Here is a 26184-nt window from a genome sequence, read left to right as displayed (position 1 = left end):
GAATGTTGCGGACGATCTTGCGAACGGCCTTGGGCGTAGTGCTGGGCCTGATCGTCGGCCTGCTCATCATTCTCGCAGTCGAGGGCGTCGGCCATACGATCTTTCCGCCTCCGCCCGGCGTGAACCTGACTGACCCGGCGCAACTGTCCACCGCCATGGCCATGATCCCGACGCCGGCCAAGTTCGCTGTGCTGCTGGCCTGGTTCCTGGGCACGCTGGGCGGAGCGTCGGCCGCCGATCTGATCGCCGGACGCCGGCCCTGGGCCGGGCGCATCGTCGCGCTGATCGTGCTGGCCCTGTCGATCTTCAACATGACCAGCATCCACCACCCCCTGTGGATGGCGATCGGCGCAATCGCGGCGATCCTATTCGGTGGCTTCGTCGCCGATCGCGCCTTCGGCAAGCCGCGTCTGCGCTAGCCGGCGACCTCCAGGCGAGCCATCACCCGCTCGCCGTCAGCGGCCTTGCGATGCTTGCGGGGGGTTGCGCCAGAGGCCTGCGCCACCCGCACCTTCTTCGGATAGTAGGCCGCGGTCTTGAGCGGCAACTGCTCGGCGGTCGCGAACTCGCGGCCGATGAAGGCGGTGGGATTGAGCGGCGTCTCGCCGCGGCGCATCTCGAAATGCAGATGCGGTCCGGTCGAGATACCGCTCGAACCGATGCGGCCGATCACGGTCCCGGCGTTGACGCTCGTTCCGGCCTTCGCGCCGCGCTCGATACGTCCCAGGTGGGCGTAGAAGCTGGTCAGCCCGCCGTCGTGCTTCACCTCGACGAAGCGGCCATAGGATGGGCTGGTCCCCGCTCGCACGATTACGCCGCCCTCCACCGCGGTCACCGGCGTTCCCGACGGCGCGGCGATGTCGACCCCGCGGTGCAGCCGCCCATGGCTCTCCCAGGGCATGCGGCGCAGGCCGAACGGCGAATTGACCGAGTGCCCGGCCACCGGCTCGCCGAACGCGAACTCCGGCTCGGGCGGCGGCGGCGGCGGTGCGGGCGGAGCCTCTGCGACCACCTTGGCGTAGGCCGGCTGAGGCTCGGACGCGCGCGGAGCGATCACCGTGGTCGCATAGGCGGCCGTGACCACGCTCAGCGTCATGACCACCGAAAGCAGGCCTTCGACCCAAAAGTGACGCATGCCGTATTGCGCGGCCAAGCTCATCGAGTTCAAGAAGCGGCCTCTTCCAGTACAGTCGAGCTATACAAGCGGCCACTAGAGGTGATGTGACCTAGCTGCGACGACGCCCCGCGCGGCGGGGAAGCTGATGGCCGCCCTTTTAACCCAAAAGATGTCGCTTATACGAACTTCGTGTGGCGCACATTGTCGCGCCACGGAACCTTGTGGCGACATCCTTCGCACGCATAAGCGTTGCTTGAAAATATACTCAACTTGACTATGGCGGAGCGGGACGCCCAACGAAAAGGGCGCGCCCATCGCTGGGCGCGCCCCTCCGCAAGGACCTTGATGCTCGACGATCAGAGGCCCTTCAGGATCCCCTCGACCATCTTCTTGGCGTCGCCGAACAGCATCATCGTGTTGTCGCGGAAGAAGAGTTCGTTCTCGACCCCGGCATAGCCAGAGGACATGCCGCGCTTCACGAAGAGAACCGTACGCGCCTTTTCGACGTCCAGGATCGGCATGCCGTAGATCGCGCTCGTCGGGTCGGTCTTGGCGGCCGGGTTGGTGACGTCGTTGGCCCCGATCACGAACGCCACATCGGCGGTCGAGAACTCGGAGTTGATATCCTCCAGCTCGAAGACCTCGTCGTAGGGCACGTTGGCCTCGGCTAGCAGAACGTTCATGTGGCCCGGCATCCGGCCCGCGACGGGGTGGATGGCGTACTTCACGTCGACGCCTTCCTCCTTCAGCTTGTCGGCCATTTCGCGCAGGGCGTGCTGGGCCTGGGACACGGCCATGCCGTAGCCCGGGACGATGATCACCTTGCTGGCGTTCTTCATGATGAAGGCCGCGTCGTCGGCGCTGCCCTGCTTGACAGGGCGGGTCTCGACCTTGCCGCCGCTGGCCGCAGCGCTGTCGTCGGCGCCGAAGCCGCCGAGGATCACCGAGACGAAGCTGCGGTTCATGCCCTTGCACATGATGTAGCTGAGGATCGCACCCGACGAGCCGACCAGGGCCCCGGTGATGATCAAGGTGACGTTCTCGAGCGTAAAGCCCAGCGCCGCCGCGGCCCAGCCGGAGTAGCTGTTCAGCATCGACACCACGACAGGCATGTCCGCGCCGCCGATCGGGATGATCAGGGTGACGCCGATCAGCAGCGCCAGGGCGAAGATGGCCCAGAACGCCCAGATCGCTTGGCCGCCGCTCATCACCAGCACCACCACCAGGCCGACGATGGCCAGGGCGATCAGGATGTTCAGCAGGTGGCGGGCCGGCAGCAGGATCGGCGCGCCCGACATGTTGCCGTTCAGCTTGGCGAATGCGATCACCGAGCCGGTGAAGGTGATGGCGCCGATCGCCAGGCCGAGCGACAGCTCGATCAGCGACGTCATGTGCACATGGCCGTCGGGAGTCGCGATCCCGTAGGCCTGCGGCGTGTGGATGGCGGCGACCGCCACCAGACAGGCGGCCATGCCGACCAGGCTGTGGAAGGCGGCGACCAGCTGCGGCATCGAGGTCATGGCGACCTTGCGCGCGATGACCGCACCGACCGCGCCCCCGACGGCGATGCCGCCGAGGATCAGGCCCAGGGTCAGGGCGTCGAGCTTGCCTTGGGTGGCCAGCGTGGCCAGCGCGGTGCCGACGGCGATGGCCATGCCGATCATGCCGTTGCGGTTGCCCGCCTGGCTGGTGGTCGGCGACGACAGGCCGCGCAGGGCCAGGATGAAGAGGACGCCCGAGACGATGTAGGCGATGGCGGCGAGATTAGCGTTCATGTTCCCCCCGCTCCCCTTACTTCTGCTTCTTCTTGTACATGGCCAGCATGCGCTGGGTGACGAGGAACCCGCCGAAGATGTTGACCGCCGCGAAGGCCGCGGCGACGGCGCCGGCCCCCTTGGAGATCAGCACGTTCTTGGTCAGTTCCCCGTCCGATCCGCTGGCGGCGGCGGCCAGGAGGGCGCCGACGATGATCACGGACGAAATGGCGTTGGTCACCGCCATCAGCGGCGTGTGCAGGGCCGGCGTCACGCTCCAGACGACGTAGTAGCCCACGAAGATCGCCAGGACGAAGATCGCCAGGCGGAAGACGGTTGGATCGACAGCTTCCATCGGTGCGGCTCCGGTCAGGCAGTCAGGTTGGGGTGGACGATCGCGCCGCCCTGGGTGACGAGCGCCGCCTTCAGGATCTCGTCCTCGTAGTCGGGGGCGAACTTGCCCTCCTTGTCGAGGAACAGCCCGGCGAAGGCGAACAGGTTGCGGGCGTAGAGCGCGCTGGCGTCGGCGGCGATGCGGCCGGGCAGGTTGGACTTGCCGAGGATCTTGGCGCCGTTGGCGGTCGTGACCACCTCGTCCAGCTTCGCGCCCTCGACATTGCCGCCCTGCTCGATGGCCAGGTCGACCAGCACCGAGCCGGGCTTCATCGACGCGACCTGCGCGGCGCTGACCAGCTTGGGCGCCGGGCGGCCGGGGATCAGAGCGGTGGTGATGACGATGTCCTGCTTGGCGATGTGGCTGGAGACCAGTTCGGCCTGCTTGGCCTGGTACTCGGCGCTCATCTCCTTGGCGTAGCCGCCGGCGGTCTGGGCATTCTTGAATTCCTCGTCCTCGACGGCCAGGAACTTGGCGCCCAGGCTCTCGACCTGCTCCTTGGTGGCCGGGCGCACGTCGGTTGCGGTGACCACCGCGCCCAGACGGCGCGCCGTGGCGATCGCCTGCAGGCCGGCGACGCCGACCCCCATCACGAACACCTTGGCGGCGGCGACCGTGCCGGCCGCAGTCATCATCATCGGCAGCGCCTTGCCATAGGCCTCGGCGCCTTCGATCACCGCGCGATAGCCGGCCAGGTTGGCCTGCGATGACAGCACGTCCATGACCTGGGCGCGGGTGATCCGCGGCACGAATTCCATGGCGAAGGCGGTCGCGCCCTTGGCGGCGAGCGCCTTCAGCGCGTCCTTCTCGACATAGGCGTTGAGGCTGGCGACGACGATCGCGCCGCTCTTGATCGCGGCGATCTCCTCGTCGACCGGGGCGCGAACCTTGAACAGGATGTCGGCCTTGCCGATGGCGTCCTGCGCGGTCTTGGCGAGGGTCGCCCCGGCGGCTTCATAGTCGGCGTCGGGATAGCTGGCGGTTGCGCCTGCGCCTGCCTCGACCACCACCGAGAAGCCGGCGCTGATGAGTTTCTTGACGGTTTCCGGGGTCGTGGCCACGCGCGTCTCCCCCGCGCGGCGTTCCTTGGTGACGGCGATCGTCGTCATGCGCCCCTTATCCCCCTAGTCGTTCCCTACTTGCCGGCGACCATAGAGGTCGCCGGCAGCCGTTGTCCAGCGACCGCAGTGCAACATTCAAACAATTGTTTGATGGGCAATCCCTTTGGCGCTCAGGGTTTGTCGATGGCCTGTCGCCCCTGGTCGAACCGTAGTCCGCGCCCGTCGCAGCGCGGCTGACGAGCGACCTCAATCCGCGTCACCGCTCACACGCTCAAACCAGAAAATGTCGGTGACCTGTGAAAAGAACTGCACTTGTCCTGTCCGCCGCGCTCTCGCTCGCGGCCGTTGTCGCCTCGCCTGCCCTGGCCGAGGGCGCCATTCGCCCGGACGACGACTCCCTGTCCTGCGAAGCGCTTTCGACCGAAGTCGGCAAGCTCGAGGACGCCGAGACCCGTCGCGCCCAGCGCGCCGAAGCCGGTCGTAAATTCATGGGGTTCGCCGGCTCGGCGCTCGCCTCCGCCGGCCCAGGCATGATCGCCCGCGCCGACGCCGGCGCCGGAACGCTGCTCGCCCAGCAGATGATGCGGTCCGCCGGCTCGCAGGCCTCGAGCGCCGCAGCGGACGACACTGCGCCGCCGTCCGGCGGGCCGCAGGCGCGCCGTCTGGAGCGGGTGAGATCGCTTATGACCGAGAAGGGCTGCTGACCCTGCGCTTGATGCTCCTGGCGGCTGCCGGATTGGCCATGGCTGCACCGGCCCACGCCCAGCAAAGCCCGGCCTCGGCGGCCGCGAAGGGCCGCGTCGCACCGCTCAGCGTCCAGGTGATCGGCGCCCTGCCGCCGGCGGAGGTGAAAGCCTTCACCGCCAAGGCCGGGGCGATCATCGACAAGGTGCTGGCCACACCAACCCTGCACCAACCGCGCGGCTTTTCGATCACCCGCTCGCTGACCATCGACAGCCCGCCCAGCGAGCAGCCGCAGGGCCAGCCATTCCTCGCCCGCGCGACCATGATCCCGCAGATGGTCAACCTGGAGGCCGGCGCCGCACCGGACGCCGACGGGACCTATATGGGCCGACTGGAAGGCCCGACCTTCCAGATCCGGTTCAACACCCTGGCGGCGCTCTACGCCAACGACAACGGCGACCGGCTCGACCAGCCGCGTGACCTGCCGATGAAAATGACCGCGATCCAGGGCTTCCCGGTGTTTCAGGTCGGCATCCGCCAGGTGATCCTGATCGCCAAGCCGGGCCGGCTGCCCTACCGGCCGATGACCAAGGGCGAGTACCTCGACTGGCTGGCCAAGGAGATCCCCGGCGACACGCGCCTGGCGCCGACCCGGGCGGCGCTAGCTCCGCAACAGCTCGCGGCCCCGGCCTGCGCCAGTTCGCGCCTGCGCGAGTTGTTCGGCGACTGCGCCGCCGGCGCGGCCCCCTATGTCCGCCTGAACCCGGAGTACTTCGATAAGGGCGTTCGCAAGGGGGCGATTCAGCTGGTGGCGATCTCCACCCCGATCCCTGGCGGCCATGGCCACAAAATCCTTGAGCCCAAACTCAAGGCCGCGGCGTCCGAGCTCGACCTGGGCTCGATCCAGGCGTTGCTCGACTAGAATGAAAAAGGGCGGACGCCGTCACCGGCGCCCGCCCTTCGAAATCTTGAAACGCGATCGCCCCTAGTGGGCGTCGTCGCCCCCGTGCTCGCGCAGGACGAAGAAACCGCCGACGGCGATGACCACGCCGATCGCCAGGCTGCCGAAGAAGCTGGTCGGGGTGCAGAACGCCAGCACCAGGAACACCAGCAGCGCCGTCAGGGCCAGCGAACCCCACTTCGTCAGCATGACGAACAGGTGGTAGGTCGAGGTCTGCTCGTGGATGTCCATGTCGCCGCGGTGGTATTCGGAAGCCATGGCGGAGCCGTCTCTCTCTTCGAAAATTCTGTTGCCGCCGGACCTACACGAACCGCAGGCCGGCCTCAAGGGTTCCTGGCGCCGCTTGTCTTAAGCCGGCCACACCGCCAGCAGCGAGCGCAGCGCCGCCACCAGCGCCAGCGGCTGGTCGACCATGACGTGGTGGGCCGAGTCGGGGATGGCGATTTCCAGGATGTCGTCGGGCAGCGGCGTGGTCTGACCCTCGGTCCGCCGGGTGATGATCACTGAGCGGTCGCCGAAGATGTGCGCCAGCGGCACGTCGACCTTGGGCTTTCCGCCGACCATCATCTGGTTCATCGCCGTGCGGTCGAGCTTGTTCCACATGTTGGGGTCGAACCGCCAGGTCCAGCCCTCGCCCGAGCCGTCCTCCATCGGCGCGCGCTTCAGCGAGCGGCGGGCGATGAAGTCGGCGATGAACAGGTTGCCAGCCGCCTGCGGCGGCATGAACCGGAAGCGGGCCAGCGCCGCCTGGATGCTCGGATAGACCTTCTGGGCGCGGTCCGGGGTCGGGATGTTGGCGACCCGCTTGGCCTGCTCCTCCTGCATGCGCTTGCCTTCGGGGCTGTCCGGCGGCGGACCGCCGAAGCCGACGTCGACCATGATCGCGGCTTTCATCCGCTCGGGATGCGCCGCGGCGGCGAAGAACACCTGGCTGCCGCCGAACGAGTGGCCGATGTAGACCGGCTTGCCCGCCGCATAGAGCCCGGCCGCCTGAGCGCAAGCCTCGGCGTCCTCGGCGAAATCCTGGAAGGCATAGGTTTCACGCCAGTCCGAGGCGCCCATGCCGGCCAGCGACATCGAAGCGACGCGATACTCGGTCGCGAGGTAGGGGGCGATGAAGCTCCACCAGTCGGCATGGGCCGAGTTGCCGTGCACCAGCAGCAGGCCGGGCTTGCCGACCTCGCCCCAGGTCAGCAGCTCGAGCTTGCTGCCCTTGGAGGTTACGAAGCTGCGCTCGGGCTCTTGAGCGATGGCGTCAAGGAACCAGGCCGGGGCGTCCGGCTCGCGGCCACGGAACGGCAGCAGCGGGGCCTGCACTTCCGGCGGCAGGCTGCCGGGCTCGCTCGAAACCGGCCGGTCGTCGTCATAGTAGCCGACCGGCGCGCCTTCCTTGATCGCAGGATCCATCGCCATGGCCTAAGCGCCCCTCTTCTCGCGCTCGCCCGGCTTGCGCTGGATCGAGCGGATGCCCTTGTAGACGCCAGTGCCGGTCATCAGCGTGCGCTCGGCGCACCAGATCCGGCCGCGGACGGTGAACACGTCGTCCTGCTCTGCGATGATCTCGCTGGAGCCCTCGATCCATTCGCCCATGTGGGCGCCGGAGAGGAAGTCGGTGGTCAGCCGCACCGTCACCCAGCCGATCTCGCGCTGGTTGGAGATCACCCGGCCCCAGGCCATGTCGGCGAAGCTCATCAGCATGCCGCCGTGGCAGTTGCCCATGCCGTTGGCGTGGTGCTCTTCGACCCGGAACGCCATGATCTCGTCGTTCGTGACGGGGTCGCGTTTGGAATAGAACGGGCCGACCGTGCGGCCGAAGCCGCGCTGCCAGAGGTTGATGACAAAGCCGTCGGGAACGACGGCGGCCTGCACTTCGGTCAGATCGTCGGACATCGTGCGTTGCTGATGAACGGGCGTTTGAAAAATGGCAAGCGCCGAAACACCCGAGCGCTGTGCACATTCCTTGGCGCCATGGTCGCGCTTCGTGCGTTGTGGCTTGGCCGATACGCCCTGGGGGGTGGTCGGACCAACATCGGAGGAACGCATGCGTATCGCACTTAGCCTGGCCCTGGTCGCCGTTCTGGCCGCCGCCTGTTCCAAGAAGGAAGAAGCCGCCAAGGCCCCGGAGGCCGCCGCCCCCGCCGCGCCGACGGCCCCGGCCGGCCCCGCTCTCGCCGCCGCCGACCTGGAGGGCCCCAAGGCCGGCAAGTGGAAGATGACCACCACCCTGTCCGCCGCGCCCAAGCCGGTGACGGTGGAAACCTGCGTCGCCCAGACCAGCTTCAAGGACATGGACGCGGCCAAGCGGCAAGCGGGCGTCACCTGCTCCGAACAGTCCTACACCCGCGACGGCGCCGACATCGTCGGGCGCAGCGTCTGCACCATCCAGGGCGGCATGAAGGTGATCACCGACAGCCGCATCTCCGGCGACTTCGCCAGCCGCTACACGATCGACGCCAAGACCGTCATGGACCCGGCCCCGACCCCGGCCATGAAGGAAACGACCATGAAGATGACCGCCGAACGCATCGGCGACTGCTGAGTCCGTCCTTGATGATCGTCATCGCCGGGACACGCCTGGCGATGACGATGAGAGCAGGAGGGAAAACCAGCCCCTCGTGGCCCCGATTGGTCGCAAAGCCGTCCGCCCAGCCTTCCCCACCACGCAGGTTCCAGCCTATCGTCCGGGCCGGTTCGCAGGGGATGTTTTCCGACGATGAGAGTTCTGACGACGGCGGTCGCGGTGTGCGCGGCCGCGGCCCTCAGCGGTTGCGCCACCACGGCGGCGACCTCCAGCAAGCCCGCCGCCAGCGACAGCGCCAAGGCCAAGCCGCTGCCCAAGGGGCTCGACTCCGGGCGCAGCGAAGACGCCTACGCCTCGACCTATCGTCCGCTGCCCAGCCGCCCTACCGCCCTGGTCGACGCGACGATCTTCACCGGGACCGGAGAGAAGATCGAACGCGGAACCGTGCTGATCCGCGACGGCAAGATCGAAGCCATCGGCCCCCAGATCGCGCCGCCGGCCGCCTATGACGTGATCGACGTCGCGGGCAAGTTCGTCACCCCCGGCCTGATCGACGCCCACTCGCACCTGGGCGTCTATCCTTCGCCGGCCGTGCCCGCCCACTCCGACGGCAACGAGCTGACCGACCCCAACACCGCCGGCGTCTGGGCCGAACACTCGGTCTGGCCGCAGGACCCCGGTTTCAACCTCGCCCGCGCGGGCGGCGTCACCACCCTGCTGGTGCTGCCCGGCTCGGGCAACCTGATCGGGGGCCGGTCCGTCACCCTGCGCAACATCCCGGCCCGCACCGTCCAGGACATGAAGTTCCCGAACGCGCCTTACGGCCTGAAGATGGCCTGCGGCGAGAACCCCAAGCGTGTCTACGGCAGCCGCAACCGCGCGCCGTCCACCCGCATGGGCAACGTCGCCGGCTACCGTACCGCCTGGATCAACGCCGCCGACTACGCCCGCAAGTGGGACGACTACCGCGCCAAGGCCGACCGCGGCGAAAAGGCCGAACCGCCCAAGCGCGACCTGCAGCTGGAAACCCTGGCCGGCGTGCTCAAGGGCGAGATCCTGGTCGAGAACCACTGCTACCGGGCCGACGAGATGGTCCAGATGATCGGGATCGCCCACGAGTTCGGCTACAAGATCACCGCCTTCCACCACGCGTTGGAGGCCTACAAGATCGCCGACATCCTGGCCAAGGAGGACATCTGCGTCGCCACCTGGGCGAACTGGTGGGGCTCCAAGCTCGAGGCCTGGGACGCTGTCGAGGCCAACGCCCCGATGATCCACGCGGCCGGCGGCTGCGCGATCATCAAGTCCGACGATCCCGACGTGATCCAGCGGCTGAACCAGGAGGCCGCCGAAGCCCTCTCCGCCGGCCGCGCCGCCGGCTACCAGATCACCGAGGGCGAGGCGATGAAGTGGATCACCCTCAACCCGGCCAAGGCCATCGGCGTCGACAAGCAGACCGGCAGCCTGGAAGCCGGCAAGCGCGCCGACGTCGTCGTCTGGGACAAGAACCCCTTCTCGATCTACGCCAAGGCTGACCGCGTCTATCTGGACGGGGCCATCGCCTACGACCGTCACGACCGGCGCTACCAGCCGACCTCCGACTTCGAACTCGGCCAGGGGGCCGGCCGCTGATGCGTAAGCTTGTCGTTAGCCTGGCGGCGCTGGCCGCCGTCCTCGCCACCCCTGCGCTCGCACAGTCCGTGGTCATCACCAACGCCCGCGTCCTCACCGCCGGTCCGGCTGGCGAGATCGCGCACGGCCTGGTGATGATCGACAAGGGCAAGATCACCGCCGTCCTCGACCAGACTACGGTGCGGCTGGCGTTCGCGCCCGGCACGCAGGTGATCGACGCCCAGGGGGGCGTCGTCACGCCCGGCTTCATCGCCCCCAACGCCCTGCTCGGCGCCGTCGAGGTCCGCTCGCTCGGCGACGACCTGGTGGTCAACAATCCCGACATCGGCGCTGCGTTCGACGTCCAGTACGCGCTGAACCCGGCCTCGACCCTGATCCCGGTCGCGCGCATGGCCGGCATCACCCGGGCCATCGTCACGCCGATCTCGGCGGGCGGAGGAGGCGGCGGCGCAGACTTCCACGCCGACGATGGCGAAGAGCTGATGACCGCGGGCGGCGGCGGCGGCACGAAGGCCGCGGCCCTGTTCGCCGGCCAGGCCGCCGTCATCCACCTGGGCGAGGCGACCGACATCCTGGTCAAGCCCAAGGTCGGCATGGTGGTGCCGTTCGGCGACGGCGGAGCCAATGTCGCCGGCGGTGCGCGCGGGGCCGAGATCGTCGCCCTGCAGAGCGCTTTCCGCGACGTGCGTGACTACATGCGCAACAAGGCCGCCTATGACCGCGCTGGCGTCCGCGACCTGGCGCTGTCCAAGGCCGACCTCGAAGCTCTGATCCCGGTGGTCGAAGGCCGCATGCCGATCGTCGCCGTGGTCCAGCGCGCCTCCGATATCCGCGCGGTGCTTCGCTTCGCCCGCGAGGAGAAGATCAAGGTCATCCTCTCCGGCGCCGAGGAAGGCTGGATGGCGGCCCGTGAGATCGCCGCCGCCGGCGTCCCGGTGATCCTCGATCCGCTGTCGAACCGGCCGCAGACCTTCCAAACCCTGGGCGCCAGCCTGGAGAACGCCGCCAAGCTCGACGCCGCCGGGGTGACTGTGGTGCTCCAGGGCAGCGGCGGGGCGCATCGCATCCGCGAGCTGCGCTACAACGCCGGCAACGCCGTCGCCTACGGCATGCCCTACCAGGCGGCGCTGGCGGCGATGACCATCAACCCGGCCAAGGTGTTCGGCGTCGCCGACAAGGTCGGGTCGCTGGAGCCCGGCAAGGACGCCGACGTCGTGATCTGGACCGCCGACCCGTTCGAACCGCTGAGCCAGCCGACCGCGGTCTTCATCCGTGGCCAGGCCCAGCCCCTGACCTCCCGCCAGATCGAACTGCGCGACCGCTACAAGGACCTCTCGGGTCCGTACCCGCCGGCGTATTCGCGTTGATCCAATGCGTAGGTGCTCCCCCACAAGGGGAGGATCTACTCTGCTACGCCCGTCCCCGCTCGGCCTGGATGAAGTCGATGAACGCCCGCAGCGGCGGCGGGACGTGGCGGCGGCTCGGATAGTAGAGCGACGGCCCCGGGAAGCTCGGCAGCCAGTCCTCCAGCAGACTGACCAGCCGCCCCTGGTCGATGTCGTCGCGGACATAGCCCTCGAACGCGGTCCAGAACCCGACCCCGTCCAGCGCCGCCCGCCGCTGCAGCGCTACCTGAGTCGAGACCAGCCGCGGCGGCGGGTCGATCCGCACCACCTGACCGTCCTTCTCGAACTCCCAGGGGAACATCACCCCGCTGGTGAAGCGCTGGCGGATCGCCGGCAGGCCGTCCAGGTCCTGCGGCGTCTGCGGGCGGCCGTGCGCAGCGATCAGCGCCGGCGCCGCCACCAGCACGAAGCGCTGCCTGCCGCCAAACGGAACGGCGACCATGTCCTGGTCCAGGTGCTCGTCCCAGCGCACCCCGGCATCGAAGCCTTCGGCGACAATGTCGATGCGGCTCGATTGGCCGACGATCTCCAACCGCACGCGCGGATGCTGCTCGAGGAAGCGTGCGACCAGCGGGGCCATGACCAGCTCGACGGCCGGCTCCGGCGCATTGATCCGCAGCAGTCCGGCCACGGTCCCGGCGCTTTCGTGCACGCTCTCGACCGCCGAGGCGATCTCGCCCAGCGCCGGCCCCAGACGCTCGAGCAGCCGCTGCCCGGCCTCGGTAAGTGAAACGCTGCGGGTGCTGCGGTTCAGCAGCCGCAGTCCCAGTTCGCTCTCCAGGTCGCGCACCGCCTGGCTCAGGGTCGACGCCGACACCCCGCGCAGGCTCGCCGCACGCCGGAAACTCCGCTCCCGCGCCACCGCCGCGAAGGCGTCGAGATCGGCGAGGTTCAGATGGCGCATTGTGCAGATTTCCGAACAGCACGTGAGGGTATGAGCGGATTATCGGATGAATGGCGCGGACCTAGTCTGGGGTCAACCAAAGGAGCCCCCACATGCAGACCCGTCAGCTCGGCCGCACCGGCCCCGTCTCCTCCGCCCTCGGCCTCGGCTGCATGGGCATGTCCGATCTCTACGGCCCGGCCGATCGCGATCAGGCCCTGGCCACCTTCGAGGGCGCCCGCTCCGCGGGGATCACGCTGCTCGACACCGGCGACTTCTACGGCATGGGCCACAACGAGATGCTGGTCGGCGAGGCGCTGGCCCAGACGCCCCGCGACCAGGCGATCGTCAGCGTCAAGTTCGGCGCCCAGCGCGGTCCCGACGGCGCCTGGCTCGGCTACGACGCCCGCCCCGTGGCTGTGAAGAGCGCGCTCGCCTACAGCCTCAAGCGGCTGCGGACCGACTATGTCGACATCTACCGCCCTGCCCGTCTCGACCCGAACGTGCCGATCGAGGACACCGTCGGCGCGATCGCCGAGCTGGTCCAGGCCGGCTACGTCCGCCACATCGGCCTCTCCGAGGTCGGCTCCGAAACCCTGCGCCGGGCCGCGGCCGTCCATCCGATCAGCGACCTGCAGATCGAATACTCGCTGATCTCGCGCGGCATCGAGGACGGGGTGCTGCAGACCTGCCGCGAACTCGGCATCGGGATCACCGCCTACGGCGTGCTCTCGCGCGGCCTGATCAGCGGCCACTGGTCGACTGGTTCAGGCCCCACCGATTTCCGGAGCCACAGCCCGCGCTTCCAGGGCGACGCCTTGGCGCACAATCTCGGCCTGGTCGAGGGGCTGCGCGCCTTCGCGGCCGCCCGGAACGTCACCCCGGCCCAGGTCGCGATCGCCTGGGTCTCCGCCCAGGGCGACGACATCGTCCCGCTGATCGGAGCCCGCCGTCCCGAGCGCCTCGCCGAAGCGCTCGGCGCAGCCGATCTGGTCCTGAGCGCCGCTGACTTGGCTGAACTCGAACAGATCGTCCCCAAGGGCGCGGCCGCCGGCGAACGCTACGCCTCGCAGCAGATGCTCATGCTCGACAGCGAGCGGGGCTGAGCCGCAGGCAAGGCTGTCCTCCCCCGCACGGCGGGGGAGGCAGAGCCCTAGAGCGCCTTCTCGGGGTTCAACGTTTCGCGCAGTTGGCGCTTCAGGAACTTGCCGCTGGCGTTGCGCGGCAGCGGGTCGTTCATGAACCACAGGTAGCGCGGCACCTTGTGCTTGGCCATCAGGCCGGAAAGGTGCTCGCGCAGTTCCTCGGGCGAGACGTCCGCGCCGGGACGCAGCAGCACCGCGGCCCCGACCTCCTCGCCCAGCCGCTCGTCCGGCACGCCGAAGACGGTGACCTCAGCCACCGCCGGATGGCGGAAGATCCCGGCCTCGACCTCGGCGCAATAGACGTTCTCGCCGCCGCGCAGGACCATGTCCTTCTTGCGGTCGACGATGAAGATGAAGCCGTCCTCGTCGATCCTCGCCACGTCGCCGGTATGTAGCCAGCCGTTGGTGATCGACTCGGCGGTGGCTTCGGGGCGGTTGATGTAGCCCTTGATCACCGGCGCGCCCTTGACCCACAGCTCGCCGACCTGGCCCGGCGGTACCGCATTGCCGTCGTCGTCGACGCACTTGGCCTCGAAGGCCGGCATCGCCGGGCCGCAGCTGTCGGGCTTGTCGACGAAGAAGTCGGCCGACACCGCGGTGATGATCCCGCAAGTCTCGGTCATGCCGTAGCCGGTGTTCGGCCGCGCGGTTTTCACCGCCCCGTCGATCTTGGCCACCAGGTCGGGCGGCAGCTGCGCGCCGCCGCCGCCGAGGGTCAGCAGGCTTGAGGTGTCGGTGGTCGCGAAGTCGGGGTGGTTGATCACTTCGCGCGCCATGGTCGGCACGCCGCTCATCGCGGTGATCTTCTCCTTGGCGATCAGGCGCAGCGCCTCGCCCGCGTCCCAGCGATACATCAGCACCAGCTTGCCGCCGCCGGCAGTGACGGCGTAGGCGCCGCAGTTGTTGGCGGTGACGTGGAACAGCGGCGTGGTGATCAGCGCCGCCGGAATCGGGGCGTCTTCGGGGTTCGGGATCACGCCCGTCGCCTTGGCGACGGCCAGCGCCTGGACCTGGCCGGAGAAGCCCATATTCATCAGGTTCGCGATGCAGCCGCGATGGGTGAGCTGCGCGCCCTTGGGAAAGCCGGTGGTGCCCGAGGTGTAGAAGATGCAGGCGTCGGCGTCCGGATCGACGCTGACCTGCGGCATCTCCCCGCCGCCGGCGATCACGTCGGCATAGGGGATGACGCCGCCCGTCGCCGGCGTGCGCACCGCCACCAGCTTGATCCCGTCGGCCATCGCCGGCCGTTCCTTGATGCGGGCCAGCCGCTCGGCGTCGGCGAACACCACCTTGGGCGCGGAGTCCTTGAGCGCGTATTCGAGTTCGTCGGTGACCCACCAGGCGTTGACGCCGACGGCGGCGACCCCGACCGACAGGCAGGCCCAGTAGACCAGCATCCATTCGGGATAGTTGCGCATGGCGATGGCCACGCGGTCGCCCGGCTGGACGCCCTGGGCGAACAGCCACGCGGCGATGGCGTTCACCTGCGCGTGGGCCTGGGCGTAGGTCAGGCGATCGTCCTCGTAGACGAGGTAGTCGCGGTCGCCGTAGGCGGCGGTGGAGAGCCAGAGTTCGCGCACCGACGGCGGCGCGTTCTTGTACATGCGGATGTTGTTCCCGCGCACCGGGATCTCGGTGACCTCGAACGGGGCGCCGGGCGCCGTCAGTTCAGACCAGGCCTGCTTCAGCTCTCGATAGTGCATGGACTCCCCAATTGTTTGATCACCGGCCGCGTCGAGGCGGATGGCGGGTCTTGCCTTACGACACGACAAGCGCCGACGCTGCGGAACGCAAGAGACAAAAAGGGAGATAGGCGCCGTGGCGATCGATTTTGAGATTCCGGAGGACGCGAAGGCCGTCCGTGCTCGTGTGCGCGAGTGGGTGGACAACGAATGCATCCCCGCCGAGGCGCGGCTGAAGGACAAGGAGTCGTTCAAGACCGTCCTGGCCGAGCTGCGGACCAAGGCGCGCGCCCAAGGTCTGTGGCTGCCCTTCATCCCAAAGGAATACGGCGGCATGGGCCTGGGCCCGCTGGCCAACGCCCTGGTGCAGATGGAGCTGGGCCGCAGCCATCTCGGCGCATTGTCGATGAACAGCCAGGGACCCGACGACGCCACCATGCTGACCCTGCTGGCGCACGGCACCGAGCATCAGAAGGAAAAGTTCCTCAAGCCGCTGCTAAACGGCGACAAGCGCGTCTGCTACTCAATGACCGAGAAGGCCTCGGGGGCCGACGCCACCGGCATGCGCACCACCGCGGTCAAGGACGGCAACGAGAACTACGTGCTCAACGGCGAGAAGTGGTTCTCGTCGGCCGCCAGCGCCGCGGACCTCGCCGTGGTCATGGCCCGCACCGACCCTGACGCCCCGCGTCACCAGCAGTTCTCGACCTTCATCGTCGAACTGCCGGACCCGGGCTACGTCATCAAGCGCGACATCAAGACAATGGCCGTCGAGGGACCGCTGTCGCACATCATGGGCGGCGGCCACTCCGAGATCGAGATCAAGGACCTGGTGGTCCCGGCCGAGAACCTGCTCGGCGGCGAAGGCCAGGGCTTCAACATGGGCCAGCACCGACTGGCGTATGGCCGCCTGCGCCACGGCATGCACAACGTCGCCATGGCCCAGCGCGCGCTCGACATGGCCACCGCCCACGTCACCCAACGCTCGACCTTCGGCAAGCCGCTGGCCGAACGCCAGGCCGTGCAGTTCATGCTCGCCGAGTGCGCCAGCGAGCTGTACATGGCGCGCCTGATGCTGCTGCACATCGCCTACAAGGCCGAGCGCGGCATGGACCTGCGGCAGGAGAACTCCATCGCCAAGGTCTTCCTGGCGCACATGGTGCACAAGGTCGTCGACACCGCCATCCAGCTGCACGGGGCGCTCGGCTACAGCCAGGATACGCCGCTGGCCAGCTGGTACACCCACATCCGCTCCCAGCGCCTGGTGGACGGGCCGGACGAGGTGCACCGCTGGACCGTGGGCCGCAACGTGATCAAGGCCTACCAGCAGTTCGGCACCACCGCCTCGGCGGCCGGCGGCGACCTGCTCTAAGGCCCAGATCGTCCCGTCAGATGCGCCCGATCAACCGGGCCGCATCTGGCGGCGGCGGTCGCTCGATCCGCCGATAGACGCTGCCGTCGGCGTTGCGCTCGATCAGGCGCGAGATCACCAGCTCACGCCGCAACAGGGCATGGTCGCCGAAGTCGTGCAGGCGGCCGAGCATCTGGCTGATCTCGCGCTCGCCGGACGTCTGGCCGGCCGGCAGTTTCGACCACAGTCCCCAGAGCGCCAGCACCTGATCTTCTCGCCGCGAGGGCCAGCGCGTCATGCGGCCGTCCTCGAAGCAGCGCTCCACACGCTCGACCCGGCGCTCGTCGATGGGCGGCGGCGCAGGCGACGCAGCCGGCGGCCGTTCGGCCTCGGCGCGCAGTTGCTGGAAGTTTCGCCGGCCGACCGCGCGCGCCAGCATGTTCAGCAGTTCGACATGGCCAGGCGTGGTCTCGCGCGCCTGCAGCTGCGCACGCAGCGACTTGGCCAGGCTCGAGACGTCGTCGGCTTGGAATGGAATGACGGTTTTCGACATGATCTACCCTCGCGTGCCGAGGTGAGCGGTGATCGCCGTTCCGATCTGGCACGGGAAGATGTGTCAGTCGATCAAGTCGGATGCAGGTTTAGCGTACCCTCGCGGGCGGCGATGCCTCGGTGAACTGCAGACCGTGGTTCTGCGATAGTCACCGGCCGCTTGGTCGTCAAGTCGCAGCAAATCGCCGATAACCGGGGCGACTGTCTTCAAGGAAGCCCCATGACCCAACCGCTCCGCATCGTCGGATTGTCCGGCAGCCTTCGCTCCGGCTCGTTCAACGCCCACCTGCTGCGCGCGGCCGCGCGGGTCGCCCCGGCCGGCATGGAGATCGAGGTCGAGACCATCCGCGGCGTGCCGCTCTACGACGGCGACGTCGAAGCGGCCGAGGGGCTGCCGGCGCGGGTCACTGAGCTCAAGGATAAGATCGCCGCGGCCGACGCCCTGTTCCTGGTCACGCCCGAGTACAACAACTCGATCCCCGGCGTGTTCAAGAACGCCATCGACTGGCTGACCCGGCCCGCCAGCGACATTCCCAAGGTGTTCGGCGGCAAGCCGGTCGCCTTCATCGGCGCCTCGCCCGGCGGGTTCGGCACTATCCTCAGCCAGGAAGCGTGGCTGCCGGTGCTGCGCACCCTGGGAACGCAGCCGTGGTTCGGGGGGCGGCTGATGGTCTCGCGCGCCCACAAGGTGTTCGACGAGTCGGGCACGATCCTGGACCCGGCCATCGAGGAGGCGTTGAAGTCCTATGTCGCCGGCTTCGGCGGCTTCGTGCGCGAGCTGAAGGCCGGGCGCGCCTAGCAGCGCCGCGGCACGCCGGGCGCGCCGAATGCGCACTCCAGCTCGGACCGCGGCCAGTCTCCGGCGTCTGCGGCGGCTTCGTAGGTCGAAAGCAGGAAGTCGGCCAGCGCCGCATCGGGGTCCGGCGCCGACCGCACGGCCTCGTAGGGCAGGACGAACTCGCCCAGACCCTCGTGGAACCCCGCCTGGGCTGGCCGTACTGTCGCCTCTCGGAAACCCTTCGGCTCGGGATAGGCGTAGGCGTAGAAGGCCGGAAACTCAACCAGGCCGCCGCCCGGCCAGAAGCCGGCGCTCGACACCTCGTGCGAGTAGGCCTCACGCGTGACACTGTCGGGCAAGTGGGGAACGCCGCCCGGATGCGGCGGGGCCGTCCGCCCCGAGAAGCGGGTCACCGCCAGGTCGAACGCGCCCCAGAACAGGTGCACGGGGCTGACCTTACCCAGGTATCCGGTGCGGAACTTCTGGAACACCCGCTCGATCTGGATCAGCGCCTGCCAGAGCCGCCACGCCGCGTCAGGGTCGTAGACTCGGATCGCCGCGTCCTGGAGGAACGGGACCGGATCGGGAATTTCGTTGGGAACGCCGTTGATCCGCACCGGCGCGCCGGTGCGCGAGAGCATCTCCTCCACCGCCCGGTAGACATGGGCGATGCTCTGTCCGGCCAGCGGGATCTCGCCGAGAAAGCCGTTGCTGGCCCTGCAGCGCAGCAGGTGCTCGCCGAAATCGAACTCCAGGTCGAACAATCCGCCGCCGTTGGGAACCGGCGAGGTGGTGAGCCCACGCGGCGAGACATAGAGCGCCACCTGCCAGCCGTGGTTGACCCAAGGCGCGCAGGCGGTGCGCGCCTTGCCAACGATCTGGCTCATCAGGTGCAGAGTCTCGAAGGTCGCGCGGTCCTTCGCATAGTCGAGGGCGGGCCAAGGGTTCGACGTCGCCTCGGCCATGGCCCGCTTCCCTCACACCAGGTCGTCGAACTCGTCGACCAACCGTTCCAGCTGGCTCATGCCCGCGGCCCAGAAGGCCTTCTCGCGCGGGTTCAGCCCGAACGGCTTTAGCGCCTCGACATAGGTCCGGGTTCCACCAGCGGCGAGCAGGTCCTCGTAGAGCGGGGCGAAGGCCTTCGGATCCTCGCGGCGCTTCTCCATCAGCCCGCGCACGAGCAGGTCGCCGAACGCGTAGGCGTAGACGTAGAATGGCGCGTGCACGAAGTGGCTGACATAGGCCCAGTAGTGCTCGTAGCCCGGGTTCAGCTTCACGGCGGGGCCCAGGCTTTCGGCCATGACGTCGAGCCAGAGGGCGCTGATGTCCTCCGGCGCCAGCTCACCGTCCTGGCGCATGGCGTGGAAGCCGGTCTCGAAGCGGTGGAAGGCGATCTGGCGCACCACCGTGTTGAGGCCGTCTTCGATCTTGCCGGCCAGCAAGCCCAGGCGTTCCTGCTTGGAGGCGCCGGCCAGCAGCCGCTCGAACACGAGGCCCTCGCCGAAGATCGAGGCGGTTTCGGCGAGCGTCAGCGGCGTGTCGGCCAGCAGGGTGCCCAGCGGCGCGCAAAGGGTCTGGTGCACGGCGTGGCCCAACTCGTGGGCCAGGGTCAGCACGTCGCGGCGCTCGCCCATGTAGTTCATGAACACGTAGGGGTGCCGGTTGGCGGTGACCGGGTGCGAATAGGCGCCCGACTGCTTGCCCGGCCGCGGCCGTGCGTCGATCCACGGATGGGTGAAGAAGGTCTGGGCGGTGTCGGCGAACTTGGGGGCCAGGTCGGCGAAGCTCTCCAGAACCATGCCGCGCGCCTCGTCCCAGCCGTAGGTGCGGGGCGCGGCGGTGTCGAGCGGAGCGTTGCGGTCCCAGTAGTCGAGGGTCTTGCGGCCCATGACCTTGGCTTTCAGCGCATAGTAGCGGTGGCTGACCGAGGGATAGGCCTCGACCACCGCGTCCTCCAGCGCCTTGACGGCGTCGGCGTCGACCTCGTTGGCCAAGTGCCGCGAGGCGGCCGGATCCGGATAGCGCCTCCAGCGGTCCTCGACCTGCTTTTCGAAGGCCAGGGTGTTCATCGACAGCGCCAGGATGGGCGTGCGTTCTTCCAGGGCCTTGGCCAGCCCCTGGGCCGCCTGCTTGCGGCGCGCGCCATCGGGATCCGACAGCCGGTTCAGTGCTTCCGACAGGGTCAGGTTCTCGCGCCCGACCTTGGCGACCAGTCGGGCCAGCGTCTCGTCGAACAGCCGCGTCCAGTTGGCGACCGCAGGGCCGCGATCGATCAGCAGCCGCTCCAGGTCCGCGGTCAACTCATGCGGACGCGACAGGCGCACGCGGCGCATCCAGGGCCGCCAGCGGGCGGCGGGCGGATGAGCCTTGAAGGCCATCTCGATTTCGCTGTCCTCGAGCTGGTTGAGCTCCAGGGTGAAGAACAGGCTGTCGGCGGCGATCTGCGAGGAGCGCGCCCGCAGGTCGGCCTCGAACTTGGCCCAGGCCGGATCGTCCCTCGCCACCGAGGCCGACAGCGCCGCATAGGCGCCCACGCCCCAGAGGCCGTTTGTGGCGCTCTCGTAGAGGCCGATCCCATGGTCGAGCACCTCGCCCAGCCGCAGCGGGTCGGTGCGCATCGCGGTGAAGCGTCCCTTCAGCTTGACCAGTTCGTCATTCGCCGCCTTGGCCGCAGCGAGGTCGGCCTCGATCTTCGGATCCTCGCGCCCCGAATACAGGTCGGCGAGATTCCACTCGGGCAGGGTGTCCAGTTTCACGGGAGCGTTCATGCGCTCAGAGATAGCCCCTCGGCGGCGTGGTCGCTAGCCGGGGACGCGCCCATCGACGCGCCCCCGGCGGCGAACCTAGCTCTTCGGCGGAGGCCCGCCCTTGGCCGGCGCGGCGGCGGGCGGGGCGGCGGCGGTTCCCTGCACGGCGCGGGCTTCGGTCAGCACATAGGCCCGCAGGTCCTCGGCGCCCTTGGCGTCGATGAAGCGGCTGAAGCTGGCCATGCCGCGTTCGGCAAGCGCGCCGTCGATCAGCACCGACTTCCAGCTGTCGGACGACAGCAGCATCTGCGAGCGGCGCAGGTCGGGCAGGTAGGTCCCGGTGGCGTTGGGGCCGTGGCAGACTTGGCAGTTCTGGTGGAACAGCGCGAAGCCGCGCTTGGCGTCGCCGGTCGAGGTGACGCCCGTCAGGTCGATCTCCAACTTCTCAGGCCGCACATAGGCCGGCGCCGTCGCTTTGCCGCCCAGCTTGAAGACCATGAGACGGCCCGGCAGGCGCGGACGGTCGGGCAGGACGAACGGCGCCGACAGCGCGCCGGCCCCGCCGTAGCCGACCATCTGGGCGACGTACTGCTCGCCGTCGATCTCATAGGTCATCGGCGCCGCGATGACGCCGTTGTCGGTCTGGTAGGACCAGAGCTTCTTGCCGTCGCTGGCGCTGTAGGCGGCGAACTCGCCCTGGGCCGCGCCCTGGAAGATCAGGCCGCCGCCGGTCGACAGTACGCCGGCGTTCCAGAAATAGGGGTGCTGGATCGTGAAGCGGGCCTTCTGGGCGACCGGGTCCCAGGCGATCAGTTCGCCCTTCACCATCGCCTTGAGCGCGGCGATCTGGGCCTTGTCGGTGGGCAGGGCGTTGGCGAGGAAGTCCGTGCCGACGTTCCAGCCGCCGGCGCGGTAGGTGTAGCCCTTGTCCGGGGTGTAGGCGAAGGGGATCACCTGGGCCGGGATGTAGACCAGGTTTTCCTTGGGGTTGAAGGCCATCGGGTGCCAGTTGTGGGCGCCGAAGGGCGCCGGCACCTGCAGCGACGGGGCGTTTTCGTAACGCACGCCGGGGTTTTCGATCGGTCTGCCGGTGGCGGGATCAACCCCCTTGGCCCAGGTGATCGGCACATAGGGCTTGGCCGAGATCAGCTGGCCGTTGGTGCGGTCGAGAACGTAGAAGAAGCCGTTTTTCGGCGCCTGCATCAGCACCTTTCGGGCGGCGCCTCCCACATTCATGTCAGCCAGGATGATGTGCTGGGTGGCGGTGTAGTCCCAGCTCTCGCCCGGCGTCGTCTGATAGTGCCAGACGTACTCGCCGGTGTCGGGCTTCAGCGCCAGGATCGAGGACAGGAAGAGGTTGTCGCCCTTGCCGTCCGAGCGCTTCACGTGGTTCCACGGCGTGCCGTTGCCGACCCCCGCATAGAGGATGTCGAGCTCCGGATCGTAGGCCATGGCGTCCCAGACCGTGCCGCCGCCGCCGGTGGCCTTCCAGCCCTCGCCGAACCAGGTGGCCGCGCCCTTCTCCTTCATGACCTTGTCGGAGGCGGCGTTGTCCGGCTGACCGTTGGGATTGGGCGTGGTGTAGAAGCGCCAGACCAGCTTGCCGTCGTTGGCGTTGTAGGCCGACAGGTAACCGCGCACGCCGTACTCGGCGCCGCCGTTGCCGATCAGCACCTTGTCCTTGATGACCCGCGGCGCGCCGGTGATGGTGTAGGGGCGCGAGGTGTCGGTGGTCTGCACCGACCAGACCTGCTTGCCGGTCGCCGCGTCGAGGGCGATCAGGCGACCGTCGAGCGCGCCGACATAGACCTTGCCCTTCCAGACCGCGACGCCGCGGTTGACCACGTCGCAGCAGGCGTCGAAGCCCTTCTTGCCGTCGACCTTGGGATCGAACGACCACTTGAGCGCGCCGGTCTTGGCGTCGAAGGCGAAGACCTTGGACCACGACGTCGTCGTGTAGAGCGTGCCGTCGACGACGATCGGCGTCGCCTCCTGGCCGCGATCGGTGTCGAACTCGTACATCCAGGCCAGGCCGAGCTGACCGACGTTGCTGGCGTTGATCTTGTCGAGCGGGCTGTGGCGCTGCTCGTCATAGGTCCGGCCGTAAGACAGCCATTCGCCGTTGCCGGCCGCCGCGGCGATGCGCTCGCCGTCGACATTGCCGGCCTTGGCCGTCTCGGCCTTCTGACTGCATGCGGCCAAGACCGCCGCCACGACGATGACCGCCGCCAGCTTCAAGCTCTTCATGGTGCGCCTCCCAGCGGCCGTCATCACGCGGCCGTTAGCGGGACTATGCGCCGATGATTTTCGGGGGCAAGGGCGCCGCTAGGTCACCTTCCGCGGCCGATCCAGGGCGAAGGCGACCAGGCCCAGAACCAGGTAGACGGCCAGCGCCGTGCCGCCCAGTCCGGCCGCATCGCCGTCGCCTGGCATGACCATGGCGACGATCTGCACGGCCACCAGCAACGTCGTGAACACCAGCACCGGCCAGAGCGTCCGGCCCTGACGTCCGCGCACGAAGGCCCAGGCCGCGGCGCCGAGGCCCAGCAGACCGATCTCCACGGCCTGCTCGGGGACAGGATAGTTCCAGAGCCCGAAGCCGACCTTGGTCCCGCCGAACCAGAGCTCCAGGTCCGGGCGGTGAACGAGCAGGTCGGTCAGCCAGTGCGAGAAGACGACCAGGGCGATGGCGATCGCCGCGCCCCAGGGCAGCCGCGCGGCCCGCGCGAGCAGCAAGCCCGCCAGCGACCACAGCACCACCGCCGGCAGACTGTGGGTGAAGGGCATGTGGTAGAGGTCCAGCGCGCTGCCCGGCAGGCTCGGATCGATGCGCACCTTCTCCACGCCGGCCATGACCAGCGCGCCCCAACCAATGTCGATGGCCTGTGCCGCGATCACGTAGCTCCAGAGCGGGGCGCGCGGCTCGATGGCCTTGGCGGCGAGAGAAGCAGCGTAGTGTCCGACGAACATGGCGCGGGGCTCCGGTGGACCAGGCCGCCAAGGTTGAGCTTGGCGGCCTGCCGCGCAACCACCCAATTCCGAACCCCAGCCATTCGGAAAACGGCTAGGCGAGGAACTCCACCAGCGCCGCGGCGAACTGCGGGGCGGCCACGACGCTGCGGTGGTCCCCCGGCGCGATCCGCACCTGGGCGCCGTCGATCGCGGCGGCCAGGCGCTCGGGCCGGGCGGCCAGCGGATCGTTGTCGCCGGCCAGCACCAGGGTCTGGGCCGTGATGTCCTCCAGCGGAATGCGGCTGGCGTGGACCACCTGCGCCTGGGCGGCCAGGGCCTTGCGGTCGGCGCCGGTGGCGTCGGCCAGCTGACGGAAGCCGCGGGCGGCAGGCGGGATATCGGCCGGGTCGTCGGCCAGCAGGGCTTTGACGATGTCGCGGTTGTCGACGACCCGGGTGTCGACCCCGCCTTGAGCGAGGATGCCGTCGCCGACGCCGCCGATGACCAGGCGGCGGATGCGCGGTTCGCGCGTGCCCGCGATCAACGAGACGATGGCGCCCATGGAATAGCCGACCAGGTCGAACTCCGAAAAGCTCAGGTGGTCGATCAGTTCGGAGACGTCCCGAGCCATGCGATCCTCGCCGTAGAACGCAGGATCGTGCGGCTTGTCGGACTCGCCGTGGCCGCGCGCATCGACGGCGATCACGCGGCGGCCCGCCGCGGTCAGGGCGGCGATGACGCCCGCCCCCAGCCAGTTGAGCTTGGCGTTGGCCCCGAACCCGTGATGCAGCACCACCGGCGGGCCCGGCAACTCCGCGCCCCATTCGTGCCAGACGATCCCAACACCGTCGGAAGTCTCGAACCGCTCGCCCATTTCGTATTCCCCCTATCCGATTTCGTAGACGCGCAACCGGACCCGGTCGGCGGCCCGCTCACCGACCGCCAGGGCCAGCAGCCGGTTCAGCCGCTCCAGCCCCGGCGCCGCGGTGCGCAGCCGCACCGCGGTGCGGAAGTAATAGCTGGCCGGATCGACCGCCTCGCCGCGGGCCAGCGCCGCCAGCACCTCCGGCGGGCCGTGACGCAGACCTTCGGAGCGGACCTCGACGGTCCCCTGCCCGGCGATGTCGAGGACGTAGTGGGCGGCGATATCCATGCGCCCGTCCGGCCATAGGGTCTGCCAATCCCCGCCGCCCGGCAGCACGACGCCGTCCAGCCCTCCGCCGACCGTCCCGCCGATGATCGGAATGAAGCGCCGGCCGTGCGGCGAGGCGTCGACCGACACCGGCGCCCCGACCAGGACCTCCAGCATCATCAGCGGCGCGAGTTCGGGCGTCATGCTTGCGTCTCCTTCGGGCGCAGTCCGGTCAGCACCTTGTAGCGGGCGGCGATGGCCTCAAGCTCGCCGGCCGCGAAGACGTCCTCGATGCGCTCGAATCCTTGGGGCGCGCGCTCGTGGGCCAGCTGCATGCACTGCTCAGGGCCGTTGCCGCGATTGGCGACGACGATGGCCGCGGTCGGGCCGAGACGGGCCTGTTCGTAGGCGGCGAGACCGCTCGCGGGATCCGGCGCTGCGGCCAGCGCCCGGGCCAGGGCCCGGGCGTCGAGGATCGCCTGGCTCGCGCCGTTGGAGCCGATCGGATACATCGGGTGTGCGGCGTCGCCGAGCAGAGTGACCGCGCCATGCGTCCAGCGCGGCAGCGGATCGCGGTCGACCATCGGATACTCGTAGACCGCCGGCGCGCCGGTGATCAGGCCGGGCACGTCCAGCCAGTCGAAACGCCAGTCCTCGAACCGCGGCAGGAAGTCCTCCAGCGCGCCGCGCCGGTTCCAGTCCTCGCGCCGAAGGCGTTCGGGCAGGCTTAGCTCGGCGATCCAGTTGATCAACTGGCGGCCATCGGCCTGCACCGGCGCGATCGGATAGGCGACGAACTTCTGGTCCTGCCAACCGGCCATGATCATGGTCGCTCCGGTCAGGAAGGGCGCGGCCAGGGTCGTGGCGCGCCAGAGCGTCCGGCCCGAATAGACGGGCGGCCCTTCGTGCGGGAACCACGCCGCCCGCGCCGTCGAATGGATGCCGTCCGCGGCGATCAGGATGTCGCCCCGCGCCGTGAGTTCGTCGCCCGACGCGGAGACAAAGGTCGCCGCGCCATCCTGGGTGAAGCGCGCGAGTCGCCGATCGCAGACGACCCGCTCTAGGCCGAGGCGCTCACGCGCCGCTTCCACCAGCACCGCCTGCAGGACGCCGCGCGGCAGCGACAGCTGCGGCGTCGCATGGCCTGCGTAACGGCCCCGCGGCTCGCCCCAGATGCGTTGGCCGAGGCGGTTGAAATAGACCAGTTCGCGTGTCGCTACGGCCTGGGCCGCCAGCGCATCCATGAGACCGAGCTCGGCGAGCACTTCGCCTGCATGGGGGAGAAGATTGATGCCGACGCCCAGCGGCAGAACCTCCTGGACGGCCTCAAAGACGGTGACGTCATGCCCATCGGCGTGGAGCGCCAGGGCGGCGGCCAGACCGCCGATGCCGGCGCCGGCTATGATCGCTTTCATCGTCGCCTCCCTGGCCA

General features: G+C 68.9%; 26 protein-coding genes. 9 read left to right on the top strand and 17 right to left on the bottom strand.

Annotated elements, in window-relative coordinates; genetic code table 11:
* Positions 1-2: 2 nt before the first annotated feature.
* Positions 3-419: a hypothetical protein gene (locus ACSQ2H_RS02845; protein WP_436059946.1), complete on the top strand. Its 417-nt coding sequence runs from the start codon at positions 3-5 to the stop codon at positions 417-419.
* Here ACSQ2H_RS02845 and ACSQ2H_RS02840 read toward each other — a convergent pair.
* The 4 genes from ACSQ2H_RS02840 to ACSQ2H_RS02825 all read right to left on the bottom strand — a co-directional run bounded on the left by ACSQ2H_RS02840 (position 416) and on the right by ACSQ2H_RS02825 (position 4374).
* Positions 416-1159 carry a M23 family metallopeptidase gene (locus tag ACSQ2H_RS02840; protein WP_436063538.1) on the bottom strand — a complete coding sequence of 248 codons (744 nt, stop codon included), beginning with the start codon at positions 1157-1159 and terminating at the stop codon, positions 416-418. The genes ACSQ2H_RS02845 and ACSQ2H_RS02840 overlap by 4 nt on opposite strands.
* A 314-nt stretch (positions 1160-1473) precedes the next feature.
* Entirely contained in the window at positions 1474-2892 is a 1419-nt protein-coding gene (locus ACSQ2H_RS02835; protein ID WP_436059945.1) for an NAD(P)(+) transhydrogenase (Re/Si-specific) subunit beta, read from the bottom strand.
* 16 nt (positions 2893-2908) lie between these two features.
* Complete coding sequence (locus ACSQ2H_RS02830) at positions 2909-3226, bottom strand: proton-translocating transhydrogenase family protein (protein ID WP_183776952.1); 318 nt, start codon at positions 3224-3226, stop codon at positions 2909-2911.
* A 14-nt stretch (positions 3227-3240) separates the two neighbouring features.
* Positions 3241-4374, bottom strand: a complete 1134-nt coding sequence (locus ACSQ2H_RS02825; protein WP_436059944.1) for a Re/Si-specific NAD(P)(+) transhydrogenase subunit alpha — start codon at positions 4372-4374, stop codon at positions 3241-3243.
* 248 nt (positions 4375-4622) lie between these two features.
* On the opposite strand from ACSQ2H_RS02825, the gene ACSQ2H_RS02820 reads away from it, so the two are divergent.
* Together ACSQ2H_RS02820 and ACSQ2H_RS02815 are read left to right on the top strand one after the other, a co-directional pair.
* Positions 4623-5030: a hypothetical protein gene (locus ACSQ2H_RS02820; RefSeq protein ID WP_436059943.1), complete on the top strand. Its 408-nt coding sequence runs from the start codon at positions 4623-4625 to the stop codon at positions 5028-5030.
* Between the two features lie 38 nt (positions 5031-5068).
* Positions 5069-5932, top strand: a complete 864-nt coding sequence (locus ACSQ2H_RS02815) for a hypothetical protein (protein ID WP_436059942.1) — start codon at positions 5069-5071, stop codon at positions 5930-5932.
* A 63-nt stretch (positions 5933-5995) separates the two neighbouring features.
* Here ACSQ2H_RS02815 and ACSQ2H_RS02810 read toward each other — a convergent pair whose 3' ends face one another.
* The 3 genes from ACSQ2H_RS02810 to ACSQ2H_RS02800 form a co-directional block, all read right to left on the bottom strand.
* Positions 5996-6229, bottom strand: a complete 234-nt coding sequence (locus ACSQ2H_RS02810; RefSeq protein WP_436059941.1) for an aa3-type cytochrome c oxidase subunit IV — start codon at positions 6227-6229, stop codon at positions 5996-5998.
* Positions 6230-6319: 90 nt separating this feature from the next.
* Positions 6320-7384 (bottom strand): alpha/beta fold hydrolase, encoded by a 1065-nt coding sequence (locus ACSQ2H_RS02805; protein WP_436059940.1) that lies wholly within the window; start codon positions 7382-7384, stop codon positions 6320-6322.
* A 3-nt stretch (positions 7385-7387) separates the two neighbouring features.
* Positions 7388-7861, bottom strand: a complete 474-nt coding sequence (locus ACSQ2H_RS02800; protein WP_293406286.1) for a PaaI family thioesterase — start codon at positions 7859-7861, stop codon at positions 7388-7390.
* Between the two features lie 151 nt (positions 7862-8012).
* Here ACSQ2H_RS02800 and ACSQ2H_RS02795 point away from each other — a divergent pair, with 151 nt between their 5' ends.
* From ACSQ2H_RS02795 to ACSQ2H_RS02785, 3 genes are all read left to right on the top strand, one after another.
* A complete protein-coding gene (locus ACSQ2H_RS02795) occupies positions 8013-8510 on the top strand; it encodes a DUF3617 domain-containing protein (RefSeq protein ID WP_436059939.1) in 498 nt (165 codons plus the stop codon).
* Positions 8511-8684: 174 nt separating this feature from the next.
* Positions 8685-10124 (top strand): amidohydrolase, encoded by a 1440-nt coding sequence (locus tag ACSQ2H_RS02790; RefSeq protein WP_436059938.1) that lies wholly within the window; start codon positions 8685-8687, stop codon positions 10122-10124.
* Positions 10124-11491, top strand: a complete 1368-nt coding sequence (locus tag ACSQ2H_RS02785; RefSeq protein WP_436059937.1) for an amidohydrolase family protein — start codon at positions 10124-10126, stop codon at positions 11489-11491. The genes ACSQ2H_RS02790 and ACSQ2H_RS02785 overlap by 1 nt, the downstream gene beginning before the upstream one ends.
* Positions 11492-11534: 43 nt before the next feature.
* Here ACSQ2H_RS02785 and ACSQ2H_RS02780 read toward each other — a convergent pair whose 3' ends face one another.
* The gene (locus ACSQ2H_RS02780; RefSeq protein WP_436059936.1) at positions 11535-12434 is read right to left on the bottom strand and encodes a LysR family transcriptional regulator; all 900 of its coding nucleotides are present in this window, start codon (positions 12432-12434) and stop codon (positions 11535-11537) included.
* Between the two features lie 92 nt (positions 12435-12526).
* Between ACSQ2H_RS02780 and ACSQ2H_RS02775 the strand changes: the two genes are divergently transcribed.
* Positions 12527-13519 carry an aldo/keto reductase gene (locus ACSQ2H_RS02775; RefSeq protein WP_436059935.1) on the top strand — a complete coding sequence of 331 codons (993 nt, stop codon included), beginning with the start codon at positions 12527-12529 and terminating at the stop codon, positions 13517-13519.
* Between the two features lie 47 nt (positions 13520-13566).
* On the opposite strand, the gene ACSQ2H_RS02770 is transcribed toward ACSQ2H_RS02775, so the two are convergent.
* Complete coding sequence (locus ACSQ2H_RS02770; protein ID WP_436059934.1) at positions 13567-15261, bottom strand: class I adenylate-forming enzyme family protein; 1695 nt, start codon at positions 15259-15261, stop codon at positions 13567-13569.
* A gap of 115 nt (positions 15262-15376) precedes the next feature.
* Between ACSQ2H_RS02770 and ACSQ2H_RS02765 the strand changes: the two genes are divergently transcribed.
* Entirely contained in the window at positions 15377-16612 is a 1236-nt protein-coding gene (locus ACSQ2H_RS02765) for an acyl-CoA dehydrogenase family protein (RefSeq protein WP_436059933.1), read from the top strand.
* 16 nt (positions 16613-16628) lie between these two features.
* On the opposite strand, the gene ACSQ2H_RS02760 is transcribed toward ACSQ2H_RS02765, so the two are convergent.
* Positions 16629-17144: a DUF2087 domain-containing protein gene (locus tag ACSQ2H_RS02760; protein ID WP_436059932.1), complete on the bottom strand. Its 516-nt coding sequence runs from the start codon at positions 17142-17144 to the stop codon at positions 16629-16631.
* 219 nt (positions 17145-17363) lie between these two features.
* Between ACSQ2H_RS02760 and ACSQ2H_RS02755 the strand changes: the two genes are divergently transcribed.
* A complete protein-coding gene (locus ACSQ2H_RS02755) occupies positions 17364-17942 on the top strand; it encodes an NADPH-dependent FMN reductase (protein ID WP_436059931.1) in 579 nt (192 codons plus the stop codon).
* Here ACSQ2H_RS02755 and ACSQ2H_RS02750 read toward each other — a convergent pair.
* From ACSQ2H_RS02750 to ACSQ2H_RS02720, 7 genes are all read right to left on the bottom strand, one after another.
* A complete protein-coding gene (locus tag ACSQ2H_RS02750; RefSeq protein WP_436059930.1) occupies positions 17939-18886 on the bottom strand; it encodes a DUF5996 family protein in 948 nt (315 codons plus the stop codon). The two genes, ACSQ2H_RS02755 and ACSQ2H_RS02750, sit on opposite strands and share 4 nt — an antisense overlap.
* A 12-nt stretch (positions 18887-18898) precedes the next feature.
* Positions 18899-20689, bottom strand: coding sequence for a M3 family oligoendopeptidase (locus tag ACSQ2H_RS02745; protein ID WP_436059929.1), 1791 nt, complete (start codon positions 20687-20689; stop codon positions 18899-18901).
* 75 nt (positions 20690-20764) lie between these two features.
* Positions 20765-22915 (bottom strand): PQQ-dependent dehydrogenase, methanol/ethanol family, encoded by a 2151-nt coding sequence (locus tag ACSQ2H_RS02740; protein ID WP_436059928.1) that lies wholly within the window; start codon positions 22913-22915, stop codon positions 20765-20767.
* A gap of 78 nt (positions 22916-22993) precedes the next feature.
* Entirely contained in the window at positions 22994-23638 is a 645-nt protein-coding gene (locus tag ACSQ2H_RS02735) for a metal-dependent hydrolase (protein WP_436059927.1), read from the bottom strand.
* A gap of 94 nt (positions 23639-23732) precedes the next feature.
* Positions 23733-24494: an alpha/beta fold hydrolase gene (locus ACSQ2H_RS02730; RefSeq protein ID WP_436059926.1), complete on the bottom strand. Its 762-nt coding sequence runs from the start codon at positions 24492-24494 to the stop codon at positions 23733-23735.
* 12 nt (positions 24495-24506) lie between these two features.
* Complete coding sequence (locus ACSQ2H_RS02725; protein WP_436059925.1) at positions 24507-24956, bottom strand: DUF3237 family protein; 450 nt, start codon at positions 24954-24956, stop codon at positions 24507-24509.
* On the bottom strand, positions 24953-26167 hold the full coding sequence (locus ACSQ2H_RS02720; protein ID WP_436059924.1) for a flavin-dependent oxidoreductase: 1215 nt from the start codon (positions 26165-26167) through the stop codon (positions 24953-24955). The genes ACSQ2H_RS02725 and ACSQ2H_RS02720 overlap by 4 nt, the downstream gene beginning before the upstream one ends.
* Between the last annotated feature and the right edge of the window lie 17 nt (positions 26168-26184).

This window comes from Phenylobacterium sp. LjRoot97, assembly GCF_964254345.1.
Lineage (GTDB): Bacteria > Pseudomonadota > Alphaproteobacteria > Caulobacterales > Caulobacteraceae > Phenylobacterium.
Note: the sequence above shows the minus strand (reverse complement) of the source record. Positions and strands in the feature narration are given on the sequence as shown.